Source organism: Alphaproteobacteria bacterium (genome assembly GCA_017308135.1).
GTDB lineage: Bacteria > Pseudomonadota > Alphaproteobacteria > CACIAM-22H2 > CACIAM-22H2 > Tagaea.
Map to the genome: position 1 here is coordinate 179,254 of JAFKFM010000010.1, position 22,235 is coordinate 201,488.

The window sequence follows — 22,235 nt, forward strand, 5'->3', positions numbered from 1 at the left end:
TCAACCTTTCAGTCCGGCCAGCACGACGCCGCGGATGATGTAGCGCTGGAAAACGATGAAGACGACGAGCGTGGGCAAGGTCGCGATCGTGGCGCCCGCCATGACGAGTTCCCAGTCGGTGAGGTTCTCGCCCGAGAACGAGGCGAGCCCGACGGGCAGCGTGTAAAGCGCGCGGTCGTTGGTGACGATCAGCGGCCACAAAAATGCGGTCCAATTGCCGAGGAACGTGAAAATGCCGAGCGCCGACAGCGCGGGGGTGACCAGCGGCAGCGCGACCTTCCACCAGATCTTGAATTCGCTGAGGCCGTCGATGCGCGCGGCGTGGATGTAGTCGTCGGGCACGCCCATGAAGAATTGGCGCATCAAAAACACGCCGAAGCCGGTCATCAGCCCGGGGAACATGATGCCCCAATAGCTGTTGAGCCAGCCGAAATTCTTGGCCATCACGTACCACGGCACGATCAGCATTTCGGTCGGGATCATCAACGTGCTGAGAATGGCGATGAACACGAACTCGCGGCCGCGGAACTCGAACTTCGCCAACGTGTAGCCGATCAGCGCGTCGAAGAAGAGAACCGAAATCGTGACCAGCGCGCTGGTCACGATCGAATTGACGAACCACAGGCCGAAGCGCGTTTTCTCGAAAATGAAGATGTAGTTTTCGAAAGTCGGCTCGTGCGGGATGAGGTTGATCTCGTAGACCTCGTGCGGCGCCTTGAACGACGTGCCGATCATATAGGCGAGCGGCGTCATCATCACGATCGCGCCGATCGCCAGCAGCGTCCAAGCGACGACCAATCCGGGGCGTTCGGCCAACGCCACGCGCCAGGGGCGTTCGGCGTCGAACAACGACATCGTGGGGCCGGCCATCAGCCCGTCCTCGTGCGCATCAAGCGCAGCTGGATCAAGCTGATGACCAGCAAGATCAGGAACAGGATGATCGTCTGCGCGGCCGCGTAGCCCATCTGATAGGACCGGAAGGCGGTCTCGTAGATATACAGCACCAGCGGTTTGGTGCTGTTGAGCGGCCCGCCGGCGCCGTTGTCGGTCATGTTGTAGACCGTGTCGAAGATGCGCAGGAACCCGATCGACGAAATCACGACCAGGAACACGATCGTGGGACGCAGCAGCGGCAGCGTGATTTCGCGCAGCACCATCCAGCGGCCCGCACCGTCGATGCGCGCCGCTTCGTAATAGCTCGACGGGATGGCGCGCAAGCCGGCCATGAACAGCACGATCTGGAAGCCGAGTCCCGCCCAGATCGCCGGGGCGAGGGCGGCGGGCAGGGCCTGGAACGTGGAGCGCAGGAAGGGCTGGGTGTCGAAGCCGACGGCGTTCAGCAGGTTGTTGAACAGCCCGACCGGCGGCGGCTGATAGAACCAGCGCCACACCCACGCCATCGCCACGGTCGAGGTGAGATGGGGAATGAAATAGCAAGCACGGATCAGCCCGTGGGCAAAGCGCACCTGATCGAGGTAGTAGGCGACGACGAAGGCGATCACGAGGCTGACGGGCGCGCCGACCGCGAGATAGATGAAGGTGTTCTTGAAGGCGATCCAGAACACCGGATCGTTCAGCATCCGGCTGAAATTCGACAGCCCCGCATAGCGCGGCGGCGACAGAAGATTCCATTCGGTGAACGCGATCGCGAAGGATTCGAACGCGGGATAGAAGCGGATCACGCCGAAAAACACGATCGGCACCGCCAGGAATATCCAGGCCTGGATGGCGAGCTTGCGCTCGATCGTCAGAAAATCGCCCATCCGCATCCCGCATCTGCCGCTTGTTGCGGCGATTAAATCCGTCCCATTGATTTAATATGAAGACCTCGCCATCATGCAAGCGGAATTCCCAGGGCGCGCGCGTGGCGCCGTGATCGCGAGGATCGCTTGGCGGGATCGGGTTTGGAACTTTTGTCGGGGCTGGCGCCCTTCGACCGGCGCGGTCATCAACGCCGCTTGATCGTCGATGCGTTGTGGCGCGTCGACGCGGCAAGCCGGGCCGATTTGGCGGCGGCGATCGGCTTGTCGCCCCAAATGGTCACGTTGTTGGTCGACGAATTGATGGAAGACGGTCTGGTGCGCGAAGTCGGGCGCCGGCCCGCGGCGCGGGGCCAGCCGCCGATCGATCTCGCCCTCGATCCCGAAGGCGGATTCGCCGTCGGGGTTCAGGTGGAACCCGGCCGACTCAACATCGTGCTCGCTGATTTGAAAGGCCATGTGCGCGCCGAGATCAGCGAACCATGCCCGACCGACACGCCGGCGAAAGCGTTGCCCCATCTCAAGAAGCGCATCGCCCGGCTGGTCGCGAAGACCGGGATCGATCGCCGGCGCGTGCTCGGCGCGGGAATCGTGATCCCGGGGCCGTTCGGCGACGTCGAGAACGTGACGCGCGACGCGCTCGCCATGCCCGCATGGTCGCGCTCGGCGTTCCGCGTGGATTTCGCCGCCGCGCTCGACATGCCCGTTTTCGTCGGCAACGACGCGACGGCGGCGGCCGTCGGCGAACATCTGGACGGTGCGGCGCGCGATCTTCGCCATTTCGTCTATCTCTATCTCGGCGAAGGCGTGGGCGCGGGCGTGTTCGTCGAGGACCATCCCGCGATGGGCGCCTTCGGCAATGCGGGCGAGGTCGGGCGGATGCTCGTGCCCGATCCCGACCGGCCCGGCGACGTGGTCGAACTTGAAGCCGTGGCGTCGCTCGACGCCTTGCGCCGCGCGCTGGGCGCGCCGGGCGACGTCGATGCGGACGCTTTGTTTGTCGCGAACGCCGCGAAGGTCGCGCACTGGCGCGATCGCGCGGTCGCGGCGTTGCGCGTCGCCATCGCCAATATCGAAAACCTGCTCGATCCCGACGCGATCGTGCTGGGCGGCTCGCTGCCGCCCGCCGAATTGCGGGTGTTGCTGTCGCGGATCGAATTGTTGCCGAGCGTCAGCGCGCGCGCCGGGCGGCGCCATCCGCGGCTGCTGCTCGGCCGGTCGGGGCGGGTGGTGTCGGCGCTGGGCGGCGCGACGCTGCCGCTGTTCCATGCGCTCACACCCCAGCCGCAAGCCGCCCGACGCCGCGTCGGCGCGATGGAGATGGCGTCGTGACGGGGCGTCTAGATTTTCTCGTCGAGGGCGTGGAAGCGATGCGCGCCATCCGCCGCAACGACGATGCGCCCGAACTCCAATCCGGGCGGAAAATGTCCGGCGGCGACGATCGCGTCGTTCGCGGCGGCCCAATCGGCCAATGCGCGGCGAGAGCGGATCGACGCTGCCTTGTCGGCGTCGGCGCGGTGGCACCATTCGGGATGTTCGATCTGCACGGGGCTGTGCCAGCTATCGCCCACCACGACCAGCTTCCGACGCGCGGCGAGCACGACGGCCGAGTGGCCGGGCGTGTGGCCATAGGCGGCGCGGTAGCTCAGCTCCGGCCAGCCTTGCGGCGACCCGCCGTCTTGGATCGCCGCGATCCGGCCTTGGGCGAGCAGGGGCGCCACATGCCGCTCGAACGCGTCGACGTGATGCGCCTTGGCGGCGGCGGCGCCGGCCTTCGCCCAATGCGCAAGCTCGGCTTCCGGCGCGGCGTAGACCGCGTTGGGAAAGCAGGCTTCGCCGTCGATGCTGGCCCAGCCGACATGGTCGAGATGGAAATGCGTCAGCATCACGCACGTCACGGCCTCGCGCGCGATGCCGTTGGCGGCGAGCAGACGATCGAGGCCGCCTTGCAGCCCGCCGAAATAGGCGCTCGGTCCCGGCCCGAGGCCGGCGTCGATCAATGCGACGTCGTCGCCGCGGCGCAGCGCCACGACCGTGAAGCGCGTGCGAAACACATTGTCGGGCGCGTAGCGCGCCATCGCTTGATCGCCGGGCTCGGGCACGTTGTCGGGAAAGGCGTGGCTCCACGCGGCCGGTGCCGGGGAAACATCGTTCAAGCTCAACGCGGTCCATCCGTCGAGTTCAAGTCGCACCATCGCCGTCGTTCCTTTTGCGCACGCTTCGAAATCCGGCCTCGCGGCCGGAACCTATCCACGCCTACATCAAACAGGGAGAAAAAGCATGACCGATAATCGAAACAAGTTCGAATTGGCGCCGACGCGCCGCGCCTTCGCGCTCGGCAGTGCGGCCGCCGCGTTCACACTCGCCGCACCCGCCGTGCTGCGCGCGCAAGCGGTCGAGATCGAATACTGGCAGTACTTCTTCAAAGAACGCGTCGAAGCGATGGACGAGTTGATCAAGCGCTTCGAAGCCGCCAATCCCGGCGTGAAGGTGAAGCATACGCATTTCCCGTACGCGCAGTATCGCACGAAGACGGCGGCGGCCGTTCCCGCGGGCGAAGGCCCGACGGTGATGCAGCTGTTCTTCGGCTGGATGCGCGAATACGCCAAGGCGAAGCTGATCCAGCCGCTGCCGGCCGATATGTTCAATCCCGCGACCGTCGATCGCGACTATTTCGACGTCGTGCAGCTGATGAAAACATCCGACGGCTATTGGGCGTTGCCGACGGCGGTGCGCAGCCTCGGCATGTTCTACAATAAGAAACTGCTGCAGGAATCCGGGCTCGGCGACAAGCCGGCCGGCACGCTGGACGAATATGTGCGCTTCGCGCTCGCGTCGACCAAGCGCGACGGCAGCGGCAACTTGACCCAAGCCGGCGCCACGATCGGCATCCCATCGCAGGATTACCATTGGTGGCGCGAAGTGCTGGTGCGCCAGCACGGCGGCAAGCCTTATTCCGACGATTTCCGGAAGGTGACATACGCCAACGAAGCGGGTGCCGCGGCCATGGCCTGGTACACCGATTTGCAGCGCAAGCATCGCGTGGCGCAGGCGGGTTTCCTGTCGGAAAGCCAAGCGGCGTTCCGGGCGGGCCGCGCGGCGCAGCATGTCGACGGCTCGTTCCGCCTCGGCACCTTCCGCAACGCGCGCGGCTTCGAATGGGGTGTCGCCGAACTGCCGACGCATAAGGGCGTGGGCGGCAACTACTCGTCCTACTGGGTCAACGGTCTCGCCGCGAACGCGACCGGCGCCAAGAAGGAAGCCGCGCTGAAGTTCCTCGCGTTTGTCACCAACGACGCGTCGATGCAATTGTGGTTCGAGAAGACCGGCGAGTTGCCGGCCAAGCGCGATTCGGCGCTCACGCCCGCCAATCTCGCCGATCCGCTGACGGGCCCGATGATCTCCGGGTTGAAGACCGCGCACACCACGGATTTCGTGGCCGAGGAAGCGCAAGGTCAGCTGTTCCAGGACATGCTCGATCGCATCCTGCTGCAGAACCAGGACCCGCTGGCGGCCGTCCGGCAGATGGGCGAAGCCGAGCAGAAGATGATCGACGACCACTACAAGAGCTGAGGCGGCGTCCGGGCCGGCCGCCTTCGGGCGGCCGGCCCACTCTTGTTCGTAGACGGTATTGTTATGGCTTTTTCGCATTTCGACTTCGATATGCTCGTGCCCGATCTGGCGCGGGCCGCACTTCAAGACAGCAAGACGGGCGATGCGATCGGTCTCAACGCGCTCGTGTCGCGCGCTGGCGCCACAACGGACAAGTTGCGCGCCCTAGCGGCGGCGCTGACACATGCTGGCTACGCGACGGCTACGACGAACGGCGAATTGCGTCGGACGGACCGTGCCGTGCGCTTATTTGCCATCGACCTTGGCGGCACCAAACTTCACGCCGCATTGGCCGACGAGACGGGCCGCATTCTGGACGAGGCCGTCGAAGCGACCGATCGGCGTGGCGGCCATGCCGTCATCGCGCAGATCGGCACGTTGTGCGACGCGTTGCGCGCGAAGGCGGGGCTGGCCGCCGCCAATATTGCCGCCGCCGCCGTCGGCACGCCGGGGGCGGCGCATCCCCGGACCGGACGTATCGCGATGGCACCGAACATTGCGGGGTTCGATGCGTTCGACGTCGCCGGCGCGCTGCGCGAGCGTTTGGGAATTCCCGTCCGGATTGAGAACGACGTCAACATGGCGGCGCTGGGCGAACACGCGGCCGGCGCCGCGCGGGGCGTTCCGAATTTCGCGCTGGTCGCGTTCGGCACGGGTGTGGGGCTCGGCTTGGTATTGAACGGCGCGCTGGTGCGCGGCGCCGCCGGTTTCGCGGGCGAGATCGCGCATATGCCGATCGGCGCCGATCCGTTCGATGCCGGGAACTATCGGCTGGGGCCGCTGGAAACCACGATCGGCAGCGCCGGCCTTGTGCGCGCCGCGCGCATGCGGGGATTAGACGATGTCGAAAACGTCGAGGGTTTGTTTTTGCGCGCGCGCGCGGGCGACGCCCGCGCGAAATCGACGATCGCCGAGGCCGCGCGGATTTTGTTTTTGGCGTTGAGCGCGGTGCGCGCGATCGTCGATCCCGAACTCGTCGTGCTCGCGGGCGGCATCGGCTTGCAGCCGGAGATCGCGGCGCAGCTTTCGCGGATCGGCGCCGAACACCCTTTCGCCCCGAAAGTCGCGGTTAGCGCGCTTGGCGCGCGCGCTGCGATCGCGGGGGCGGCGAGTTGCGCGCTCGCCGAGGCTTTGCGCGCCGGCATGGCGGTTTGACATGATCGCGATTTTCAAACACGCCACCGCGATCGAAGCGGCGGAAACCGCCGCGCGGCAAGTCGCCGACGCGCTGCGCGCGAAACCCGATCTGGTTCTCGGCCTCGCCACCGGCGGAACGATGCGTCCCTTCAATGCGGCGCTGGCGCGTATGTATCGCGAGGGACTTGTGTCTTTCGCGCGGGCGACGATCTTCAATCTCGACGACCATGTCGGCGTGCCCGCAGACCATCCAAAATCGTTCCGGCGCTTCATGCGCGAAACGTTGTTCGATTTGGTCGACGCCGATCCGGCGCGCTGCTTTATGCCCGACGGCATGGCGCGGGATCTGGATGCGGAAGCGGCGGTTTACGAGGCGCGAATCGCCGCTTCGGGCGGGATCGATTTGCAGATACTTGGTCTCGGCCATAACGGGCATATCGCTTATAACGAGCCCGGCGCGCCGCATGACTCGCGCACGCGCGCCGTGACGCTGACGGCCGACACCGTCATGCGCGCGGCGGCAGATTTTTCGCCCGTGCCGGCGCCGAGCCGCGGCCTTACGATGGGAATTGGCACGATCCTGGATGCGCGCCGGATCGTTCTGATCGCGAACGGTGCCGGAAAGGCCGAGGCCGTCGCTCAAGCCCTGCGGCCGCCGCCGCGTTTGGATTGTCCCGCCAGCGCCCTGCAGCGTCATTCGGACGTTGCGTTCCATTTGGATATGGAAGCAAGCGCGTTGCTTGATTCGATACGTCCGACTGACGGGTTTCGCTTTACTCGGTGATCGGTACGACGAGTTCGTCCGCCCGCATTTGCCCGGCGAGGAACTTGGCCGGTTCGCTACGGAAGGCGGCGGTCAGCGTGATCGAGAGACGAAGAAGCCCGCCCTGGGAAGCCAGCTTCGGGCTTTGGTGTTAAAGGGAAACGAGTATCTTTATCGTTCGTCGTCGAGCCTCGATCCGTGCCGGCGCGTGGACGAACTTCTCGATCGCACGAGCTTTGATTTGCGAGCCGGAGTCCTTGGTGTGCGACGAGCCGAGTTCGGCGCTCGACATATCGGTCCAAGCGCAGACTTCGAACCTGCTGCGCGACCTTCAGCGCGAGCGTCGGCTCACCTATCTGTTCATTCGCCACGGCTTGGCGGTCGTGAGCCAAATCGCGCATGAAGTCGGCGTCATATATTTGGGCCGTCTGGTCGAAGCCGGCTTGCCGGAACGGATTTTCACTGCGTCGCATCACGAGTACACGCGCGATTTGCCCGCCTCCGTGCCCCGCATCGAAGCCACCGCGAAACGTTAGGCCGCCGGGAAGACCAGCGTATCGGCTTCGCGTAGATGCAGCGTGGCTTCTTCGCCCACGCCGAAGGGCGTCGCGGTGCCGTGCGGCGCTTCGAGCAATACGCGATCGCCGTCGCCCGTGCGGAAATGCACGGTCAGCAGCGAGCCTTGGAAGACGATTTCCGACACGCGCGCGCGTATTGCATTGGCTGGGCCGGTGACGGGCCGGAAGCCGATCTTCTCCGGCCGAATGCCGACCACGACGGGCGAGCCGGGCAGGAAATTGCCGGGGGCGCGCAGGCGGCCGATCGCCGTATCGATCTCCAGCGCGCCGTTCGCGGCCGCCGCGACCTTGCCCGAAAGCCGCGTCGAGCGGCCGACGAAATCGAGCGCGAAGGCCGTCTTGGGTTTGTCGTAGAGGGCGGCGGGCGCGTCGATCTGTTCGAAACGGCCCTCGTTCATCACCGCGATACGGTCGGACATGACCAACGCTTCGTCCTGGTCGTGGGTGACGAAGATCGCGGTCGTGCCGACGTCGCGCAGCAGGCGGCGTAGATCGATCTGCATCGCCTCGCGCAGTTTGCGGTCGAGCGCGCTGAACGGCTCGTCGAGCAACAGCAATTTGGGTTCGACCGCGAGTGCACGCGCCACCGCCACGCGTTGCTGCTGGCCGCCGGACAGACCGCGCACCGACCTTCCGGCGAAATCAGAAAGATGCACGAGGGCGAGCATCCGCTCAACGATGCGTTTGATCTCCGCCTCCGGCCGGCGCTGCGCGCGCAAGCCGTAAGCGACGTTGCCCGCCACGTCGAGATGCGGGAACAAGGCGTAGTTTTGAAACACCACGCCGACATCGCGTTTATGCGGGGGCAGGTCGGTGATGTCGGCGCCCGCGAGGGTCACGCGACCGCGATCGGGCAGGACGAGGCCCGCGACGATACGCAGCAACGTAGTTTTACCGCAGCCCGAGGGGCCGAGCAGAGACACGAATTCGCCGGCCGCGACGTCGAGATCGACGCCATCGAGCACGCGCGCCGCGCCGAAGGATTTTTCGAGCGCGCGGACGCTGAGTTCGCCGGCGAGCGCAAGGGGGGAAAGAGCGTTCATCCCCCGAATGTCTGCAAACCCTATGCCGCGCCGTAGCGCTTTTTATCCTGCGGCGCGCGCGCATAAGGCGCCAGCAACGCGATGATATCGGCCGATTCTTCGGCCGGCTCCGGGAAGCGCAATTGCCGCTCGTTGATCGTCAAATGTGCGCGCATCAGCGCCACGGCTTTGTCGGCTTGTCCCTTGGCGATGAGGCTCGCCAAGCGGCGATGCTCCTCGACCGGCCGGTCGGAGAAGGGATCGTGCTCGCTTTGCGCGCGCACCAACGCGCAGCGCGGCAGCGTGCGCGCCAGCATGTCGTAAAGCACGGCATTGGCGCCCACGCGCGCGATCAGCAAATGGAAATCGCCGCGCAAGCGCACCAGCTCGCGGCTATCGCGCGCCTTCGCCGCGGCTTCCTGCGCGTCGATATGGGCCAGCATGTCGCGCATATCGGCGGCGGTGCAGTGTTGCGCCGCATCGACGACGATCTGGGATTCGATCGTGCGGCGCGCGCTATAGAGATCGGCGGCGAGGCGCGCGCTGGGTCGCGTCAGGAACGCGCCGCGATTGGGCTCGATCGTCACGATGCCGAGCTGCGCCAGATGCTGCAACGCCACGCGCACCGTGGCGCGGCTGGTGTCGAATTGGCGCGCGATGCCTTCTTCGCCCAGTTTGATCCCCGGCGGCAAAGCGCGATCGAGCACGGCGTCCATCACGACGCGCACGATACGCGCGGCGACCGGGCGCAAAGATCCCGATGCGTCGGATTCGAACTCGGTCTCGGCCATCGCAAAGCGTCTCCCGTTGTTCGCAATCCAAATACGCGAACGGTCTGCAATTTTCAAGATCGTATACAGTTGGTGAATTTGTAGACAACATGCCTGCGGCGCGGCCAGTGCGGTTTCGGCGGCCGGACAAGGCCGGCGGCGCGAAACCGGGATTCAATCGAAATCACGGCGATTTGCGGGGGCCGACGCGCGATGGCACGCGCGTTGCTGAACACCCCTGTACGCAACGTGACGGAGGGTTTCGTGCAGCTGCCGCTGATCGATATCGCGCCATTTTTGGCGGGTGACGCGAAGGGCATGGCGACGACCGCCGCGCGTATCGACGAAGTCTGCCGCGACATCGGCTTCATGGTCGTGACCGGCCACGGCATTCCGAAATCGCTGTTCAAGGACTCGTTCGGTCTCGCGCGGGAATATTTCGCGCAGGACATGGCGACGAAGCTGGCGGCCACACCCAAGCGCTCCGACGTATTCCGCGGCTACGAGAAAATGGGCACGCGCTATCGCGAGGCGGGGCCCGAAGGTTCGAAGGTCGCCGACTACAAGGAAGCCTTCATGATCTCGGCGCTCGAGTTCGACGCGCCGGATCGTAAGCCGGCCCCTGCCGGTTTCGAAGGGATGTATGCGCCGAATATCTGGCCGGACGAACCGGAAGGCGCGCCCATCGGATTCCGCAAGAATTTCGAGGGATTCTATCGCGCGGTCGATGAGCTGGCGCGCACGCTCAACGGCGCTTGCGCGATGGCGCTGGGCCTAAAGCAGGATTACTTCGCACCGTTCTTCGACGGTCATGCCAGCACCTGCACCTGGGTTCATTATCCGGCGCAGGAAGTGGCGCCCGAGCCCGGCCAGATGCGCATTCCCGCCCACACGGATTCGACGTCGCTGACCGTGGTCGTGCAGGACGGCTCGACCCACGGGCTCGAGATTCGCGGGCGCGACGGCGTATGGCGCGGCGTCGAGGCGCCCGAAGGTGCGGTCGCGATCAATCTCGGCGATCTGATGGCGCAATGGTCGAACGACCGCTGGGTCTCGACGCTGCATCGCGTCGACAACCCGCCGCGCGAGATCGCGCGCACCACGCCGCGTTTTTCGCTGTGCTTTTTCCAGAAGCCGCATGTCGATGCGGAGATCGCCTGCCTGCCGAACTGCGCGGGCCCCGGCAATCCCGCGAAATACCCGCCGGTCAAAGCGGGCGATTACATCCGCGCGAAGATGATGCGCACCCGCCCGAAGACCGACGCCGCCGCCTGATCAACGTTGACGGAGCTCCTCCCCATGACCCGATCCATCCTTCGTACCGATCGCCGCCGATTTCTGACCCTTGCCGCCGCCGGTACGGCCGCGCTCGCAGCACCCGCCTTGGGCCAGTCGCGCCGTCGCGATCTGATCGTCGGCGGTCCCGCCGGCCAGACCGACGTGATGCGCGAGCATGTGTTTCCGGCTTTCGAAAAGAAATACGATTGCCGCGTCCTATACGACGGCTCCAGCTCGCTCGAGAACTTGAAGAAGATGCAGGCGGTCAAGGATCGGCCGCAATTCTCGGTCGTGCTGATGGACGATCCGGTGATGATCCTCGCCCAGGACGAAGGCCTGATCGAGAAGCTGAACCCGGCCAACGTCCCCAACATGTCGAAGATCGTTCCCAACGCGATCGTGCGCGACGGTTGGTGGTTGTCCTATAAATGGCCGCGCGCGTCGATCGCCTACAACACCAAGGACGCGCCCAACGGCACGCCGTCCTGGGCGACGTTGTGGGATCCCGCCTACGCCAAGAAGGTGATGATCCCGTCGGTGCGCGCCACGCAGATTCCGTTCATCCTGGCGGCGGCGGCGCATCTGGAAACCGGCAAGCCGATCGCCGAAGCGCAATTCGACACCGACGCCGCGTTCAAGAAGCTCGCGACGATCAAGCCGAATTTGCTGCTCGTCTATAACGGTTCGGCGCAGGTCGCGAATTTGCTCGAAACCGGCGAGGCGACGCTGGGGGCGGGGATGTTCTCGTCCTACACGTTGTTCCGCAAACGCGACGGGGCGCCGATCGATCTCGGCCATCCGAAGGAAGGCTCCTTCGCCATGCCGTCGGGCATCGCCAAGATCGCCAAGGCGCCGCAGCCCGAACTCGCCGACGCGTTCATCAACGAATGCCTCGACGTCCCGTTCCAGACGGTATGGGCGGAGAAGCTCTACGACTCGCCGACCAACCCGTCGGTGACGCTGCCGCCGGGTGTCGCCGATCCCAAGACGCTGACGGTCATCGACTGGGGCTTCGTCGCGCAACATCGCAACGCATGGATGGCGCGCTTCGACCGGGAGATCGCGATTTGATCTCGTCGCAAGACGGACGCGCGCGCGGTTGACCCCATGGCCGTGCGCGCGTCCCCCGGCATTTGGCTGGCGCTGCCCGCCGCGATCTGGATGACGATCGGCTTCGTCGTGCCGGTCGTCTTCCTGATCGTTTCGGGGTTGTTCGGCACGGGATTGTTCGGCGGCGAGGCGGCGTCGATCGCCACCTTCGTCGACGTGCTGGGCGATCCTTACTATCTCGGCGTTATCGGCAACACGCTGCTCTATTCGACGTCGGTCACGCTGATCTGTCTTGCTATCGCCTATCCCTTCGCGCTGGCGCTGATCCGCTTGCCGGGCTGGGCGCAGGCCGTGGGCATGATCGTCACGCTGCTGCCGCTGACCGCGAGTGCGATCGTCAAGACCTTCGGCATCACCATTCTGTTCCGCACGACCGGTGTGGTGAACAAGACGCTGCAAATGCTCGGCATCATCGACGCGCCGATCCGCATGTTGTTCACCGTGCCGGGCCTCTATCTCGGCACCGCGAATATGATGCTGCCCTTCATGATCCTGCCGATCTACGCGGCGCTGCGGCGCATCGATCCGGCTTTGGGCGACGCGGCCGCGACGTTGCGCAGCGGCCCATTCGATCGCTTCTTGCGCGTCACGCTGCCGTTGAGCTTGCCGGGCGTGTTTGCCGGTTTCGCGATGGTGTTTGCGTTGGTCGCGTCGGCCTATGTGATGCCCACGCTGCTGATCGGCGAACGGCACAAGGTGCTGTCGAAGGCGATCGCGCACGCGTTTCTGGTCACCAACGATCTCGCCAAGGGCACCGTGCTGGCGCTGGTGTTGCTGGCCATGTGTTCGGGCATGGTTTTGTTCGCCGCGCGCGTCAGCCGGGCGGGGAGTACCCGATGAACGCCGCCATCGTCGGTCTCGGCCGGGTTTGGATCGCGGTCGTCGCGGTCTTCTTGCTCGCACCTATTGTGGTGACGGCCCTTGTTTCGTTCTCGCCTTCGGCGATTTTCGATCTGCCCTGGGACGGCTTCTCGCTGCGCTGGTATCAGCGCCTCGGGCGACAGACGAGCTTCTGGGAAGCGCTCTCGACCTCGGCCTGGATCGCGGGCGTCGCGACGGGGATCGCGGTCCTGCTGGCGGTGCCGGCGGCGATCGCGATTTCGACCCGTGCCGTGCCGGGGGCCGCGATCCTCGCCAATTTGCTAACCGCACCGTTGATGCTGCCGGGCCTCGTGCTCGGCATCGCCTTCCTGCAAGCCTTCCGCACGATCGATCTGCGCGACGCTGCCCTCAGCCTCGTCCTCGCCCATGTCGCGATCACCACGCCTTACATCACGCGCACGCTGCTGGCGTCGCTGCATCTGTTCGATTACGCGATGCTCGACGCCGCGCGCACGCTGGGGTCGACTTGGCCGGGCGCGATCGTCAAAGTGATGCTGCCCAATCTCGCCCCGGCCGTGGTCAGCGGCGGCGCCTTCGCGTTTCTCGCCTCGTTCGACAATTACTCGATCTCGCTGTTCCTGGTCGACGTGACGGCGCGCACGCTGCCGGTGCAGGTGCTGAACTATCTCGAGACCGGCGCCGATCCCACCATCGCGGCGATCTCGACCATCCTGCTGGCGATGACGGTGACGATGCTGCTCGTCGTCGATCGGGCGATCGGCTTGCGCCGGATGGATGTGTCGTGAGCGATACGACGATCCTGGCGCCCGAACTCGTTCTTCTGCCGGAGCAACGCCGCGCCGCGGCGGGGCTGGAGGTCGCCGTCGAAGCGGGGCGCATCGCCGCAATAAGGCCGCGCGGGCAGGGGGCGGCGATCGAACTGCCTGGCCAAATGCTGATCCCGGGGGCGGTCAACGCGCATCAGCATGGGCGCGGCATCACCAATTTCCAGCATGGTTTCGCCGACGAGCGGCTCGAAACCTCGCTGCATGCGCGTATTGGGCGCGGACGCCTCGATCCCTACGCGATGACCTTGCTCGCCGCCAAGCGGATGATCGCGTCGGGTGTCACCGCCTGCGTGCACGGCAACGTGCCTTACGGTACGGGTGATCTGGCGGGGGAAGCGGGGGCGATGCTGCGCGCCTATGACGACGCGGGCTTGCGCGCCCTCGTTTGTCTTGGCGCGCAAGACCGCGCGCATGTCGTCTATCCCGAAGCGGATGAAACGGAGTTCGAGCATTCGCTGCCGGACGATCTGCGCGTCCTGATCGTTTCGCGCCGCAAGCCGCCTTATGCGCCCGATGCCGAAGCGACGATCGCGGCGATGAACAAGCTCTGGCCCGAATGGTCCGGCCATGATCGCCTGTCGCTCGGTTACGGGCCGTCGGGTCCGCAATGGCTGTCCGACGCGGCGTTCGAGGCTCTGGCACAGGATGCCGCCAAGCGCGGCGTGATGCTGCATTACCATTGCCTGGAAAGCTGGACGCAGCGCGCCGCCTGCGACCGGCTTTATCCCGAAGGCGTGTTGGCGCGCTTGCGCCGTTTGGGGGCACTCCACGATCGCGTATCGCTCGCGCATATCGTGTGGTTGGACGAAGACGATGTCGCGATCGCGGCCGAGGCGGGTGCCACACTCGTGCGCTGTGCGGGCTCCAATCTCAATCTCTCGGTCGGGCAGGCGCCGACGGCGCATTACCTCGCCGCCGGGATCGAGATCGCCATCGGCACCGACGGGCGTTCGATCGACGACGGCGAGGATATCTGGCGTGAGGCGCGGCTCGTCTGGGCGTTGGCGCGCGGTGACGGCTGGGAAGCGCCGCCGGCCCCCGATGGGGCCGCGTGGCTGCGCGCGTTGACGGTTGGTGGCGCCAAGGCCGGCGGCTTCGCCCAAACGGGCGAGATTCGCGAGGGTTGGCGCGCCGATCTGGTCGCCATCGATCTTGCCGTCTTGCGCGGCGTCCATGCCGATCCCGATCCCAGCGACGTCGAACTTCTCGCCAAGCGCATGACGGCCGAAGCCGTGCGTTTGACGATGGTCGAAGGGCGCATTCTCTATCGCGACGGCGCTTTCCTGGTGCCCGAACTCGAACGCGCCGAGGCGCTCGCCACGGCGTCGGCGCGCGAGTCCAAACGCGCACGCAACGCCGATGCCGCTGCGATGGCTGATCGCTTGCGCCCCTATCTCGACGCGCATTATCGGCGCTGGGTGCCGCAATGCCCGCGTCTCGGCGCGCCCTTGCCGCGCGCGCATCGCTTACCCGCCCTGCGAAAGGTCTGAATCATGCCGTTCCCGATCGTCGATCTGACGCCGTTTCGCGCGGGCGATCCCGTCGCCAAAGCCGACGTCGCGAAGATCGTCGCAGCGGCTTGCGAGGCCAACGGCTTTTTCCTGATCAAAGGGCATGGTCTGCCCGACGATTTGCTGCCGGAATGCTTCGCGACCGCGCGCGAATTCTTCGAATTGCCGCTTGAGAAGAAGATTCCCTTCGCCGCCCCGTCGCGCGAGGTGTTCCGCGGCTATTTCGCCAAGGAACTGCGCCGCACCGCCGCCTATCGCGAAAAGGTCGAGCACGGCGATCTGAAGGAAGAGTTTCTCGCCGGCCCGACGACCCCGCGCAAGCCCGTGCGCCTGCGTTTGCCCGATTTCGAGGACGAAGATTTCATCGATTGGTCGGAGCACGCGAATATCTGGCCGACCGAGCCCGCCCGCTATCGCGCGACGTTCGAGCGGTTTTACGCCGAGATGGAGAAGCTCGCCGACACGATGTGTCGCGTTTTGGCGCTCGCGGTCGGGCTGCCGGAGAATTGGTTCGCCGACAAGATCGACCATCACGGCTCGACCGCCAATTGGGGCTATTACCCCGCCCAGGCGATCCCGCCAAAGCCCGGCCAGCTGCGCCAGGGCGCCCATACCGATATCGGCGGCTTCACCATTCTCGCGGCCGATCGCTCGCCCGGCGGGTTGCAGGTGATGAATCCCGACGGCGAATGGGAAGACGTGCGCCCGCCCGACGGCACGCTCGCCATCAATCTCGGCGATCTGCTGGAGCGTTGGACCAATCGGCGTTGGAAGGCGACGCTCCATCGCGTCACCAATCCGCCGCCCGAGCAGGCGGGCAGCGTGCGCCAATCGATGGGTTACTTCTTCAAGGTCAACGCCGACGCGTTGGTCGAATGCGTTCCGACATGTCTCGCGCCCGGCGAGATTCCGGAGTTTCCCCCCGTCCTGGCGGGCGAGCACATGCTGTACCGCATGCTCGCTTCCCGCCGTGCCATGAAAAAGGTGCCCGCATGACAGCCCTTGCAGCCCCGGCGACGTCGAGCCGTCCGTTCGTCGTCGAACCGATCGTCGATGGCTTCGTCGCCCGTATTCGGGGCGTCGATATCGGCAAGGTCGACGACGCGTTGTTCGACGCGATCTACGAACAATTCCTGGAGACGCCGGTGCTGGTCATTCCCGGCCAGCCGCCCGATCCGAAGGCGTTCTACGATTTCACCAACCGCTTCGGCGAAGTCGTCGAGCATGTGTTGAATCAGTATCACCATCCGGATGTGAAGGGCGTTTCCTACATCACGAATGTCCGCCCCGACGGTGCGCCCGATCCGCTCGGCTATAACCGCTCGCGCGAATGGCATACGGATCGCAGCTACGATCCGCGTCCGGGCAAGACGACGGCGCTGCTCGCCCTTGAAATGCCGTCGGTCGGCGGTGCGACGGATTTTACCGACGGCTATCGCGCCTTTGCGATGCTGCCCGCCGATCTGCGCCGTGCATTGGCCGGCAAGACCGGCATCTTCCGCTGGTCGGGGCGCAAATTCGCCGGGGCGATGAAGCTGACCGAAGATCAGCAGAAGAAAATGGTCGATGCGGAACACCCGATCCTGACCATCCACCCCGAAAGCGGGCGGCCGACGATCTACGCCGATCCCGGCAATCTGGTCGAGATCAAGGGCATGTCGATCGAAGCGGGCGACGCGATTTTGAAACGCGTTTTCGACCACTACACGCGGCCGGAATTCCAGTATGCGCATTACTGGTCGGTCGGCGATTTCGTGATCTGGGACAATCGCTGTTCGATGCACCGCGCCGCCGGCGGCTATCCGCCCGAACAGCGCCGCGTGCTGATCCGCACCCAGACCCAGTCGCGCTAGGTCCGTCTTGTCCCCCGACGGATCGGCCCTGCGCACGGCGACGGACGGCTATCTGTCCATCGCCGCCTTGCGCAAACGCTACGGTGCCGCCGCCGTGCTCGACGGCGTCGATTTGCGCGTCGCGAAAGGCGAAATCGTGTCGCTGCTGGGTCCGTCGGGCTGCGGCAAGACCACGCTGCTGCGCGCCATCGCGGGGCTCGTCGAAACGGATGCGGGGCGGATCGAGGTCGACGGCATCGACGTCACCGCCTTGCCGCCGCATAGGCGCGAGATCGGCGTGGTGTTCCAGAACTACGCGCTGTTCCCGCATTTGAGCGTCGCGGGCAATGTCGGCATCGGTCTCAAAGCCAAGGGCGTGAAGGGCGAAGGTATCGCGTCGCGCGTGCGCGAGATGCTGGCGCTGGTGCGCATGACCGATTATGCCGACCGGCCGGTGCGCCAATTGTCGGGCGGGCAGCAACAACGCGTCGCGGTGGCGCGCGCCTTGGCCGTGTCGCCGCGCCTGCTATTGCTCGACGAGCCGTTCAGCGCGCTCGATCGCAAGCTGCGCGAGGCGATGCAGGTCGATCTGCGCGCCCTGCTGGTCGAACGCGCGATCACGGCGATCTTCGTGACGCATGATCAGGACGAGGCGATGGCCGTGTCCGACCGCGTCGCGGTGATGCGCAAGGGCACGATCGAGCAATTCGCCGCACCGCGAACCCTTTATGCCGCGCCCGCCACGCGTTTCGTCCACGACTTCGTCGGGCTATCGAGCGTGCTGACGGGCGAGATCGCGTCCTGCGAGGGCGGCATCTGCAAGGTGGCGACGGCGCTGGGTACGACAAGCGCGCCGGGGCATTTCGTGCGCGGCGCCAAGGTCGCGCTCTGCGTTCGGCCGGAGCGGATCGAACTCGCCGAAGAGGGCGAAGGGCTGGCGGCGACGATCCGCCATGTCGTGTTCTCCGGTTCGCGCGCGCTCGTGCATGCCGAAACGCAAGGCGGCGATCGTTTGATCGCCGAGATCGACGCCGCCGCCGCCGATCGCTGCGGGCCGGGCCTGTCGATGCGATTCCGCTGGGCGGCGAACGCCGCCCGGCTTTTCCCCCTGGCCGACGAAACGGCCTGATCCCAACCCAGGAGTTCGACATGAAGCGCCGCCATTTCCTCGCCACGGGCCTTGCCGCCGGTACGGCGTTGACCGCGCCCTCGCTGATCCGCGCCCAAGCGCGCGAGATCGTCATCGCCGGCCCGTCGGCCCAGGCGAAGATGTTCGAAACCGACGTCCAGCCGATCATCGAGAAACGCACCGGCGCCAAGATCGTCATGGATGGCTCGATCTCGGTGCGCCATCTCCAGACCATGGCCGCGCAGCGCAACGCGCCGACGCATTCGATCGCCTGGATGCCGGACACCGATATGGTGATGGCGATGGATCAAGGATTGATCGCGCCGCTCGACGCGGGGTCGGTCCCCAATCTCGGGAAATTGCTGCCGGGCAGTCTGCGCGACGACAAGATGTGGGTGAAGATGAAGATCGCGCGCTTCTCGATCGGCGTGAACACCGACAAGGTCAAGCCGCCGCTGCAATCGTGGAAGGAGCTGTGGACGGATCGCTTCCGCGGCAAGCTGCTGATCCCCGGCTTCGCGCTGACCCAAGGGCCGATGATGCTGACGGCGGCCGCGCACGCCGAAACCGGCAAGCCGCTGGCCGAGGCGCAGTATGAAATCGAAGCCGGGTTCAAACGGCTGACCGCGCTGAAGCCGAATATCCTGAACGTCTTCACCGCGTCGCCACAGGCGATCATGCTGCTGGAGCAGGGCGAAGCGCATGCGGTGGTCGGTCTGTTCTCGTCGGTGCTGTTCCCGCGTATGCGCCAGGGCATGCCCATCGACCTGCCGAACCCCGTCGAAGGCGCGTTCGGCAGTCCCAATTGCCTCGCACTGGTGAACAAGGGGCCGCATGCGGCGCTCGCCAGCGCCGTCATCGACGCGTTCCTCGATGCCGACGTGCAGAAGGTGATGATGGAGAAGACCTTCGACTCGCCGGTGCGCGGCGATGTGCCGCTCGATCCCGGCGTCGTCGCGGCGGATAAGATGGTTTCGCTCGACGCCGCCTTCTGGGGCAAGCGGCGCGCGGAGATCGCGCCGGGCTACGCCGCGGCATTGGCCTGATCGATGAGTGCTGCGGCGGCGACATTCGGCGAGGAAAGGCGGCGGCTCGATCCGTTCGGGCGCGCCGCCGTCTCGCTTTTCGCCGTCCCGCCGGTCGTCTTTTTGATCCTCGCCTTCGTGGTGCCGTTAAGTGTCGTGCTGGGCGCGGCGGTGTTCGATGGCGATGGCGTCTCGGTCTCGCGCTACGCCGCCTTCTTCGCCCAGGAAGGCAACCGGACGATGGTGCTCAACACCTTCGTCTACGGCGTCGTCACGGCGCTGGTTTGCGCCGCATTGGGGTTCCCCTTGGGCTACGCCATCGCGCGCGCCGGACGGCGGATGCAGGTCACGCTGATCGTGCTGACCTTTCTGCCGTTGTGCACCAGCATCATCGTCAAGGCCTTCGCGATCACGTTGATCCTGAAAAGCAACGGCCCCGTAAATTCGCTGCTGCTGATGATGGGTGTGGTGGATGAGCCCGTGCGCCTGATCTTCACCCGCACCGCCTTGTTCGTCGGGTCGATGAACGCGTTTCTACCCTTCGCGGTACTGCCGGTCTTCGCCGTGCTGGCCGAACGCGGGCGCGATCTGGAGGAAGCGGCGGCATCGCTCGGCTGCTCGCCCGCGTTCACGCTGTTCCATGTCGTCATCCCGACGGCGTTTCCGGGGATCGTCGCGGGCTTCTCCATCGTCGCGGCGCAGGCGATCTCGGCCTATGTCGTGCCGACGCTGCTGATCGGCGATCGGTTTCGCGTGCTCGCACGCGGCGCCTATGACGCCTACGTGCTCAACGACGGCGCCGGGGCGGCGGTCGCGGCGACGATCCTGCTGGCGTTGTCGCTGGGCGTCGTCGCATGCGCCAATCGCCTGAGCGGGCGCGCGGAGCGGCCGGCATGAAGCACAAAGGTTTCACCGGCATCGTCATGGCGGGGCTCGCGGCGGCGGCGCTGATCTTCATGCTCGCCCCGCTGGCGCTGGTCGTCGCGGTGTCGCTGTCGCCGACGATCGGCTTCGATCTGCCCAAGAACGGCTTGTCGCTGCGCTGGTATTTCGCCCTCGGGCCGCTCGACGAATTTTGGCGGGCGCTGGGCGTGTCGTTGCGCGTCGCCGGCATCGCCACGGCCTCGGCCGTTGTGCTGGGCACGTTGGCGGCCTTGGCGATCCATTTCGGCCGTTTCCGGGGTTCGGAAGCCGTGCGCCTGCTGGTGCTCTCGCCCTTGATGCTGCCCGGCATCGTGAAGGGGATCGCGTTATTGCAGGCGGCACGCCTGTTCGGCGTGATGGATTCCTTCACGCTGCTTCTGATCGGCCATACGGTGCTGGCGATTCCCTTCGTGATGCGCACGCTGACCGCGTCGCTCGCCGGGATCGATCCGGCGATCGTCGATGCGGCGCGCACGCTGGGCTTTTCCTATCCCGGCGCCATGCTGCGGATCGTGGCGCCCAATTTGCTACCGGGCATGTTCACCGGCGCGGTGTTCGGCTTCCTGTCGTCCTTCGACAATTATTCGATCTCGCTGTTCGTGGCGAGCGTGCGGGTACGCCCGTTGCCGATCCAGATGATCCAATATCTCGACGAAGGCGCGGATCCGTCGATCGCCGCGATCTCGACCGCGTTGATCGTGCTGACGGCGATTCTGCTGCTGCTCGCCGATCGCGCGGTCGGCTTGAAGCGCGTCGCGGCCGGCTAGGGAAGGGAAGCAAGATGTACGACGACGCGTTCATGAAGCGCGCGATCGAGGTTTCGCAAAGCGCCATCGGCCAGCCGGGCTGCGAGCCTTTCGGCGCGATCGTGGTCAAGGACGGCAAGATCGTCGGCGAAGGACTCAATCGTTCGCTGGCGCTCCACGATCCCACCTCGCATGGCGAGGTCGAGGCGATCCGCGACGCATGCCGCAAGCTCGGCACCAAGGATCTCGACGGTTGCGATCTCTATTCCTCCTGCGAGCCGTGCTCGCTTTGCGTCGCCACGATGCATATCGCGGGGATTTCACGGCTCTATTACGCCGTGACGCTCGAACAGTCCTGGGCGGCGCTCAAGCATCTGCCGCAGGACAAGCGCCGCTATCGCATGACGGCGGCGGAATTGCGCGCGCAGGTCGGATTGCCGGTCGGTGAGCGGAAGATGCCGTCGGAATCCCGGCGCGCCGAAGATGCGCGAGCCGTTCTTGAAGCCTGGGCGAAGGCGCAGGGGAACGGCTGATGGCGGCGTTCGATATCGTACCCGAAGCGGGCGGTTTCGGCGCATCGATCGAAGGGCTCGATCTTTCGGCGCCGATCGCGGCGGCGGATAAGAAGCGTGTCGATGACGCGTTTCTGGCACATAAGGTTCTTGTCTTCCGCGATCAGCGCCTCGATGTCGGCGCCTTCGCGCAGGCCGCATCGCTGTTCGGCCAATTGGTCGAACATGCGCTGGAACAGTATCGCCACGCGGCGTTCCCCCCGGTATCGATCATCTCGAACCGCAATCCGAAGACCGGCATCGTCGATCCGAAAGGCGCTGCGCGCGGGACGGGCTGGCATACAGATCAGTCCTACGAGCGTTCGCCCTGCAAGGCGACGGCGTTGCATGCCGTCGTGCTGCCGTCGTCGGGTGGCGACACGTTGTTCGTCGACACCGCGCGCGCCTACGCCGATCTGCCGGCGGAAGATCGCGCGGCGGCCGATGCGGCATCGGCCGTGTTTTCTTGGGGCGGGCGCAATCCGCACAACACGGCGCCCTTGACCGAGGCGCAGCGCGCGCGACTGCCGGACGTGATCCACCCGTTGGTGCTGACGCATCCGGAAACCGGCGCCAAGGCGCTCTATCTCGACATCACCAACACGGTGCGCGTCGCGGGCGTTTCGCCGGAAGCCGGCGAAGCGCTGCTCCAACGGCTTTTCGCCCATGCGACGGCCGACGCGTATCTCTATCGCCATCGCTGGCGTCGGGGCGATCTCGTCCTTTGGGACAATCGCTGCACCGCGCATCGCGCTGCGGGCGGTTATCCGCCGGGCGAGGAACGCACGATGTATCGAACCCAGATCGCTTGATCGGA

General features: G+C 65.7%; 23 protein-coding genes. 18 read left to right on the forward strand and 5 right to left on the reverse strand.

Annotation, left to right across the window (positions count from 1 at the left end):
• Nucleotides 1-855, reverse strand: coding sequence for a carbohydrate ABC transporter permease (locus J0H39_17725; GenBank protein ID MBN9498595.1), 855 nt, complete (start codon nt 853-855; stop codon nt 1-3).
• A 14-nt stretch (nt 856-869) separates the two neighbouring features.
• Entirely contained in the window at nt 870-1,769 is a 900-nt protein-coding gene (locus J0H39_17730) for a sugar ABC transporter permease (GenBank protein ID MBN9498596.1), read from the reverse strand.
• Between the two features lie 120 nt (nt 1,770-1,889).
• On the opposite strand from J0H39_17730, the gene J0H39_17735 reads away from it, so the two are divergent.
• Nucleotides 1,890-3,092, forward strand: a complete 1,203-nt coding sequence (locus J0H39_17735; GenBank protein ID MBN9498597.1) for an ROK family protein — start codon at nt 1,890-1,892, stop codon at nt 3,090-3,092.
• 8 nt (nt 3,093-3,100) lie between these two features.
• Here J0H39_17735 and J0H39_17740 read toward each other — a convergent pair whose 3' ends face one another.
• Nucleotides 3,101-3,955 carry an MBL fold metallo-hydrolase gene (locus J0H39_17740; GenBank protein MBN9498598.1) on the reverse strand — a complete coding sequence of 285 codons (855 nt, stop codon included), beginning with the start codon at nt 3,953-3,955 and terminating at the stop codon, nt 3,101-3,103.
• Between the two features lie 85 nt (nt 3,956-4,040).
• Between J0H39_17740 and J0H39_17745 the strand changes: the two genes are divergently transcribed.
• The 4 genes from J0H39_17745 (at nt 4,041) to J0H39_17760 (ending at nt 7,808) form a co-directional block, all read left to right on the forward strand.
• Entirely contained in the window at nt 4,041-5,333 is a 1,293-nt protein-coding gene (locus J0H39_17745) for an extracellular solute-binding protein (GenBank protein ID MBN9498599.1), read from the forward strand.
• A gap of 63 nt (nt 5,334-5,396) precedes the next feature.
• Nucleotides 5,397-6,527, forward strand: coding sequence for an ROK family protein (locus tag J0H39_17750; protein MBN9498600.1), 1,131 nt, complete (start codon nt 5,397-5,399; stop codon nt 6,525-6,527).
• Nucleotide 6,528: 1 nt separating this feature from the next.
• Nucleotides 6,529-7,293, forward strand: coding sequence for a glucosamine-6-phosphate deaminase (locus J0H39_17755; GenBank protein ID MBN9498601.1), 765 nt, complete (start codon nt 6,529-6,531; stop codon nt 7,291-7,293).
• Between the two features lie 239 nt (nt 7,294-7,532).
• The gene (locus J0H39_17760) at nt 7,533-7,808 is read left to right on the forward strand and encodes an ABC transporter ATP-binding protein (protein MBN9498602.1); all 276 of its coding nucleotides are present in this window, start codon (nt 7,533-7,535) and stop codon (nt 7,806-7,808) included.
• Here the strand turns inward: J0H39_17760 and J0H39_17765 are convergent.
• The gene (locus tag J0H39_17765) at nt 7,805-8,893 is read right to left on the reverse strand and encodes an ABC transporter ATP-binding protein (GenBank protein MBN9498603.1); all 1,089 of its coding nucleotides are present in this window, start codon (nt 8,891-8,893) and stop codon (nt 7,805-7,807) included. The genes J0H39_17760 and J0H39_17765 overlap by 4 nt on opposite strands.
• A 20-nt stretch (nt 8,894-8,913) precedes the next feature.
• Nucleotides 8,914-9,663 (reverse strand): GntR family transcriptional regulator, encoded by a 750-nt coding sequence (locus tag J0H39_17770; protein ID MBN9498604.1) that lies wholly within the window; start codon nt 9,661-9,663, stop codon nt 8,914-8,916.
• A gap of 192 nt (nt 9,664-9,855) precedes the next feature.
• On the opposite strand from J0H39_17770, the gene J0H39_17775 reads away from it, so the two are divergent.
• Genes J0H39_17775 through J0H39_17835 form a run of 13 tightly spaced genes read left to right on the forward strand, consistent with a single transcriptional unit; the run spans nt 9,856 to nt 22,230 of the window.
• A complete protein-coding gene (locus J0H39_17775) occupies nt 9,856-10,917 on the forward strand; it encodes an isopenicillin N synthase family oxygenase (GenBank protein MBN9498605.1) in 1,062 nt (353 codons plus the stop codon).
• A 24-nt stretch (nt 10,918-10,941) separates the two neighbouring features.
• Nucleotides 10,942-11,991: an ABC transporter substrate-binding protein gene (locus tag J0H39_17780; GenBank protein MBN9498606.1), complete on the forward strand. Its 1,050-nt coding sequence runs from the start codon at nt 10,942-10,944 to the stop codon at nt 11,989-11,991.
• Nucleotides 11,992-12,027: 36 nt separating this feature from the next.
• Entirely contained in the window at nt 12,028-12,870 is an 843-nt protein-coding gene (locus tag J0H39_17785; GenBank protein ID MBN9498607.1) for an ABC transporter permease, read from the forward strand.
• Nucleotides 12,867-13,658, forward strand: coding sequence for an ABC transporter permease (locus tag J0H39_17790; GenBank protein MBN9498608.1), 792 nt, complete (start codon nt 12,867-12,869; stop codon nt 13,656-13,658). Before J0H39_17785 ends, J0H39_17790 begins: the two co-directional genes overlap by 4 nt.
• Nucleotides 13,655-15,190: an amidohydrolase family protein gene (locus J0H39_17795; protein MBN9498609.1), complete on the forward strand. Its 1,536-nt coding sequence runs from the start codon at nt 13,655-13,657 to the stop codon at nt 15,188-15,190. The genes J0H39_17790 and J0H39_17795 overlap by 4 nt, the downstream gene beginning before the upstream one ends.
• 3 nt (nt 15,191-15,193) lie before the next feature.
• Nucleotides 15,194-16,207, forward strand: a complete 1,014-nt coding sequence (locus J0H39_17800; protein ID MBN9498610.1) for an isopenicillin N synthase family oxygenase — start codon at nt 15,194-15,196, stop codon at nt 16,205-16,207.
• Nucleotides 16,204-17,064 (forward strand): TauD/TfdA family dioxygenase, encoded by an 861-nt coding sequence (locus tag J0H39_17805; GenBank protein MBN9498611.1) that lies wholly within the window; start codon nt 16,204-16,206, stop codon nt 17,062-17,064. The genes J0H39_17800 and J0H39_17805 overlap by 4 nt, the downstream gene beginning before the upstream one ends.
• Before the next feature lie 52 nt (nt 17,065-17,116).
• A complete protein-coding gene (locus J0H39_17810) occupies nt 17,117-18,172 on the forward strand; it encodes an ABC transporter ATP-binding protein (GenBank protein MBN9498612.1) in 1,056 nt (351 codons plus the stop codon).
• A gap of 20 nt (nt 18,173-18,192) precedes the next feature.
• Nucleotides 18,193-19,218, forward strand: coding sequence for an extracellular solute-binding protein (locus tag J0H39_17815; protein MBN9498613.1), 1,026 nt, complete (start codon nt 18,193-18,195; stop codon nt 19,216-19,218).
• Between the two features lie 3 nt (nt 19,219-19,221).
• Nucleotides 19,222-20,094, forward strand: a complete 873-nt coding sequence (locus J0H39_17820) for an ABC transporter permease (GenBank protein ID MBN9498614.1) — start codon at nt 19,222-19,224, stop codon at nt 20,092-20,094.
• Nucleotides 20,091-20,888, forward strand: a complete 798-nt coding sequence (locus J0H39_17825) for an ABC transporter permease (protein MBN9498615.1) — start codon at nt 20,091-20,093, stop codon at nt 20,886-20,888. The genes J0H39_17820 and J0H39_17825 overlap by 4 nt, the downstream gene beginning before the upstream one ends.
• A 14-nt stretch (nt 20,889-20,902) precedes the next feature.
• On the forward strand, nt 20,903-21,400 hold the full coding sequence (locus J0H39_17830; protein MBN9498616.1) for a nucleoside deaminase: 498 nt from the start codon (nt 20,903-20,905) through the stop codon (nt 21,398-21,400).
• Nucleotides 21,400-22,230, forward strand: a complete 831-nt coding sequence (locus J0H39_17835) for a TauD/TfdA family dioxygenase (GenBank protein MBN9498617.1) — start codon at nt 21,400-21,402, stop codon at nt 22,228-22,230. The genes J0H39_17830 and J0H39_17835 overlap by 1 nt, the downstream gene beginning before the upstream one ends.
• Nucleotides 22,231-22,235 lie beyond the last annotated feature (5 nt).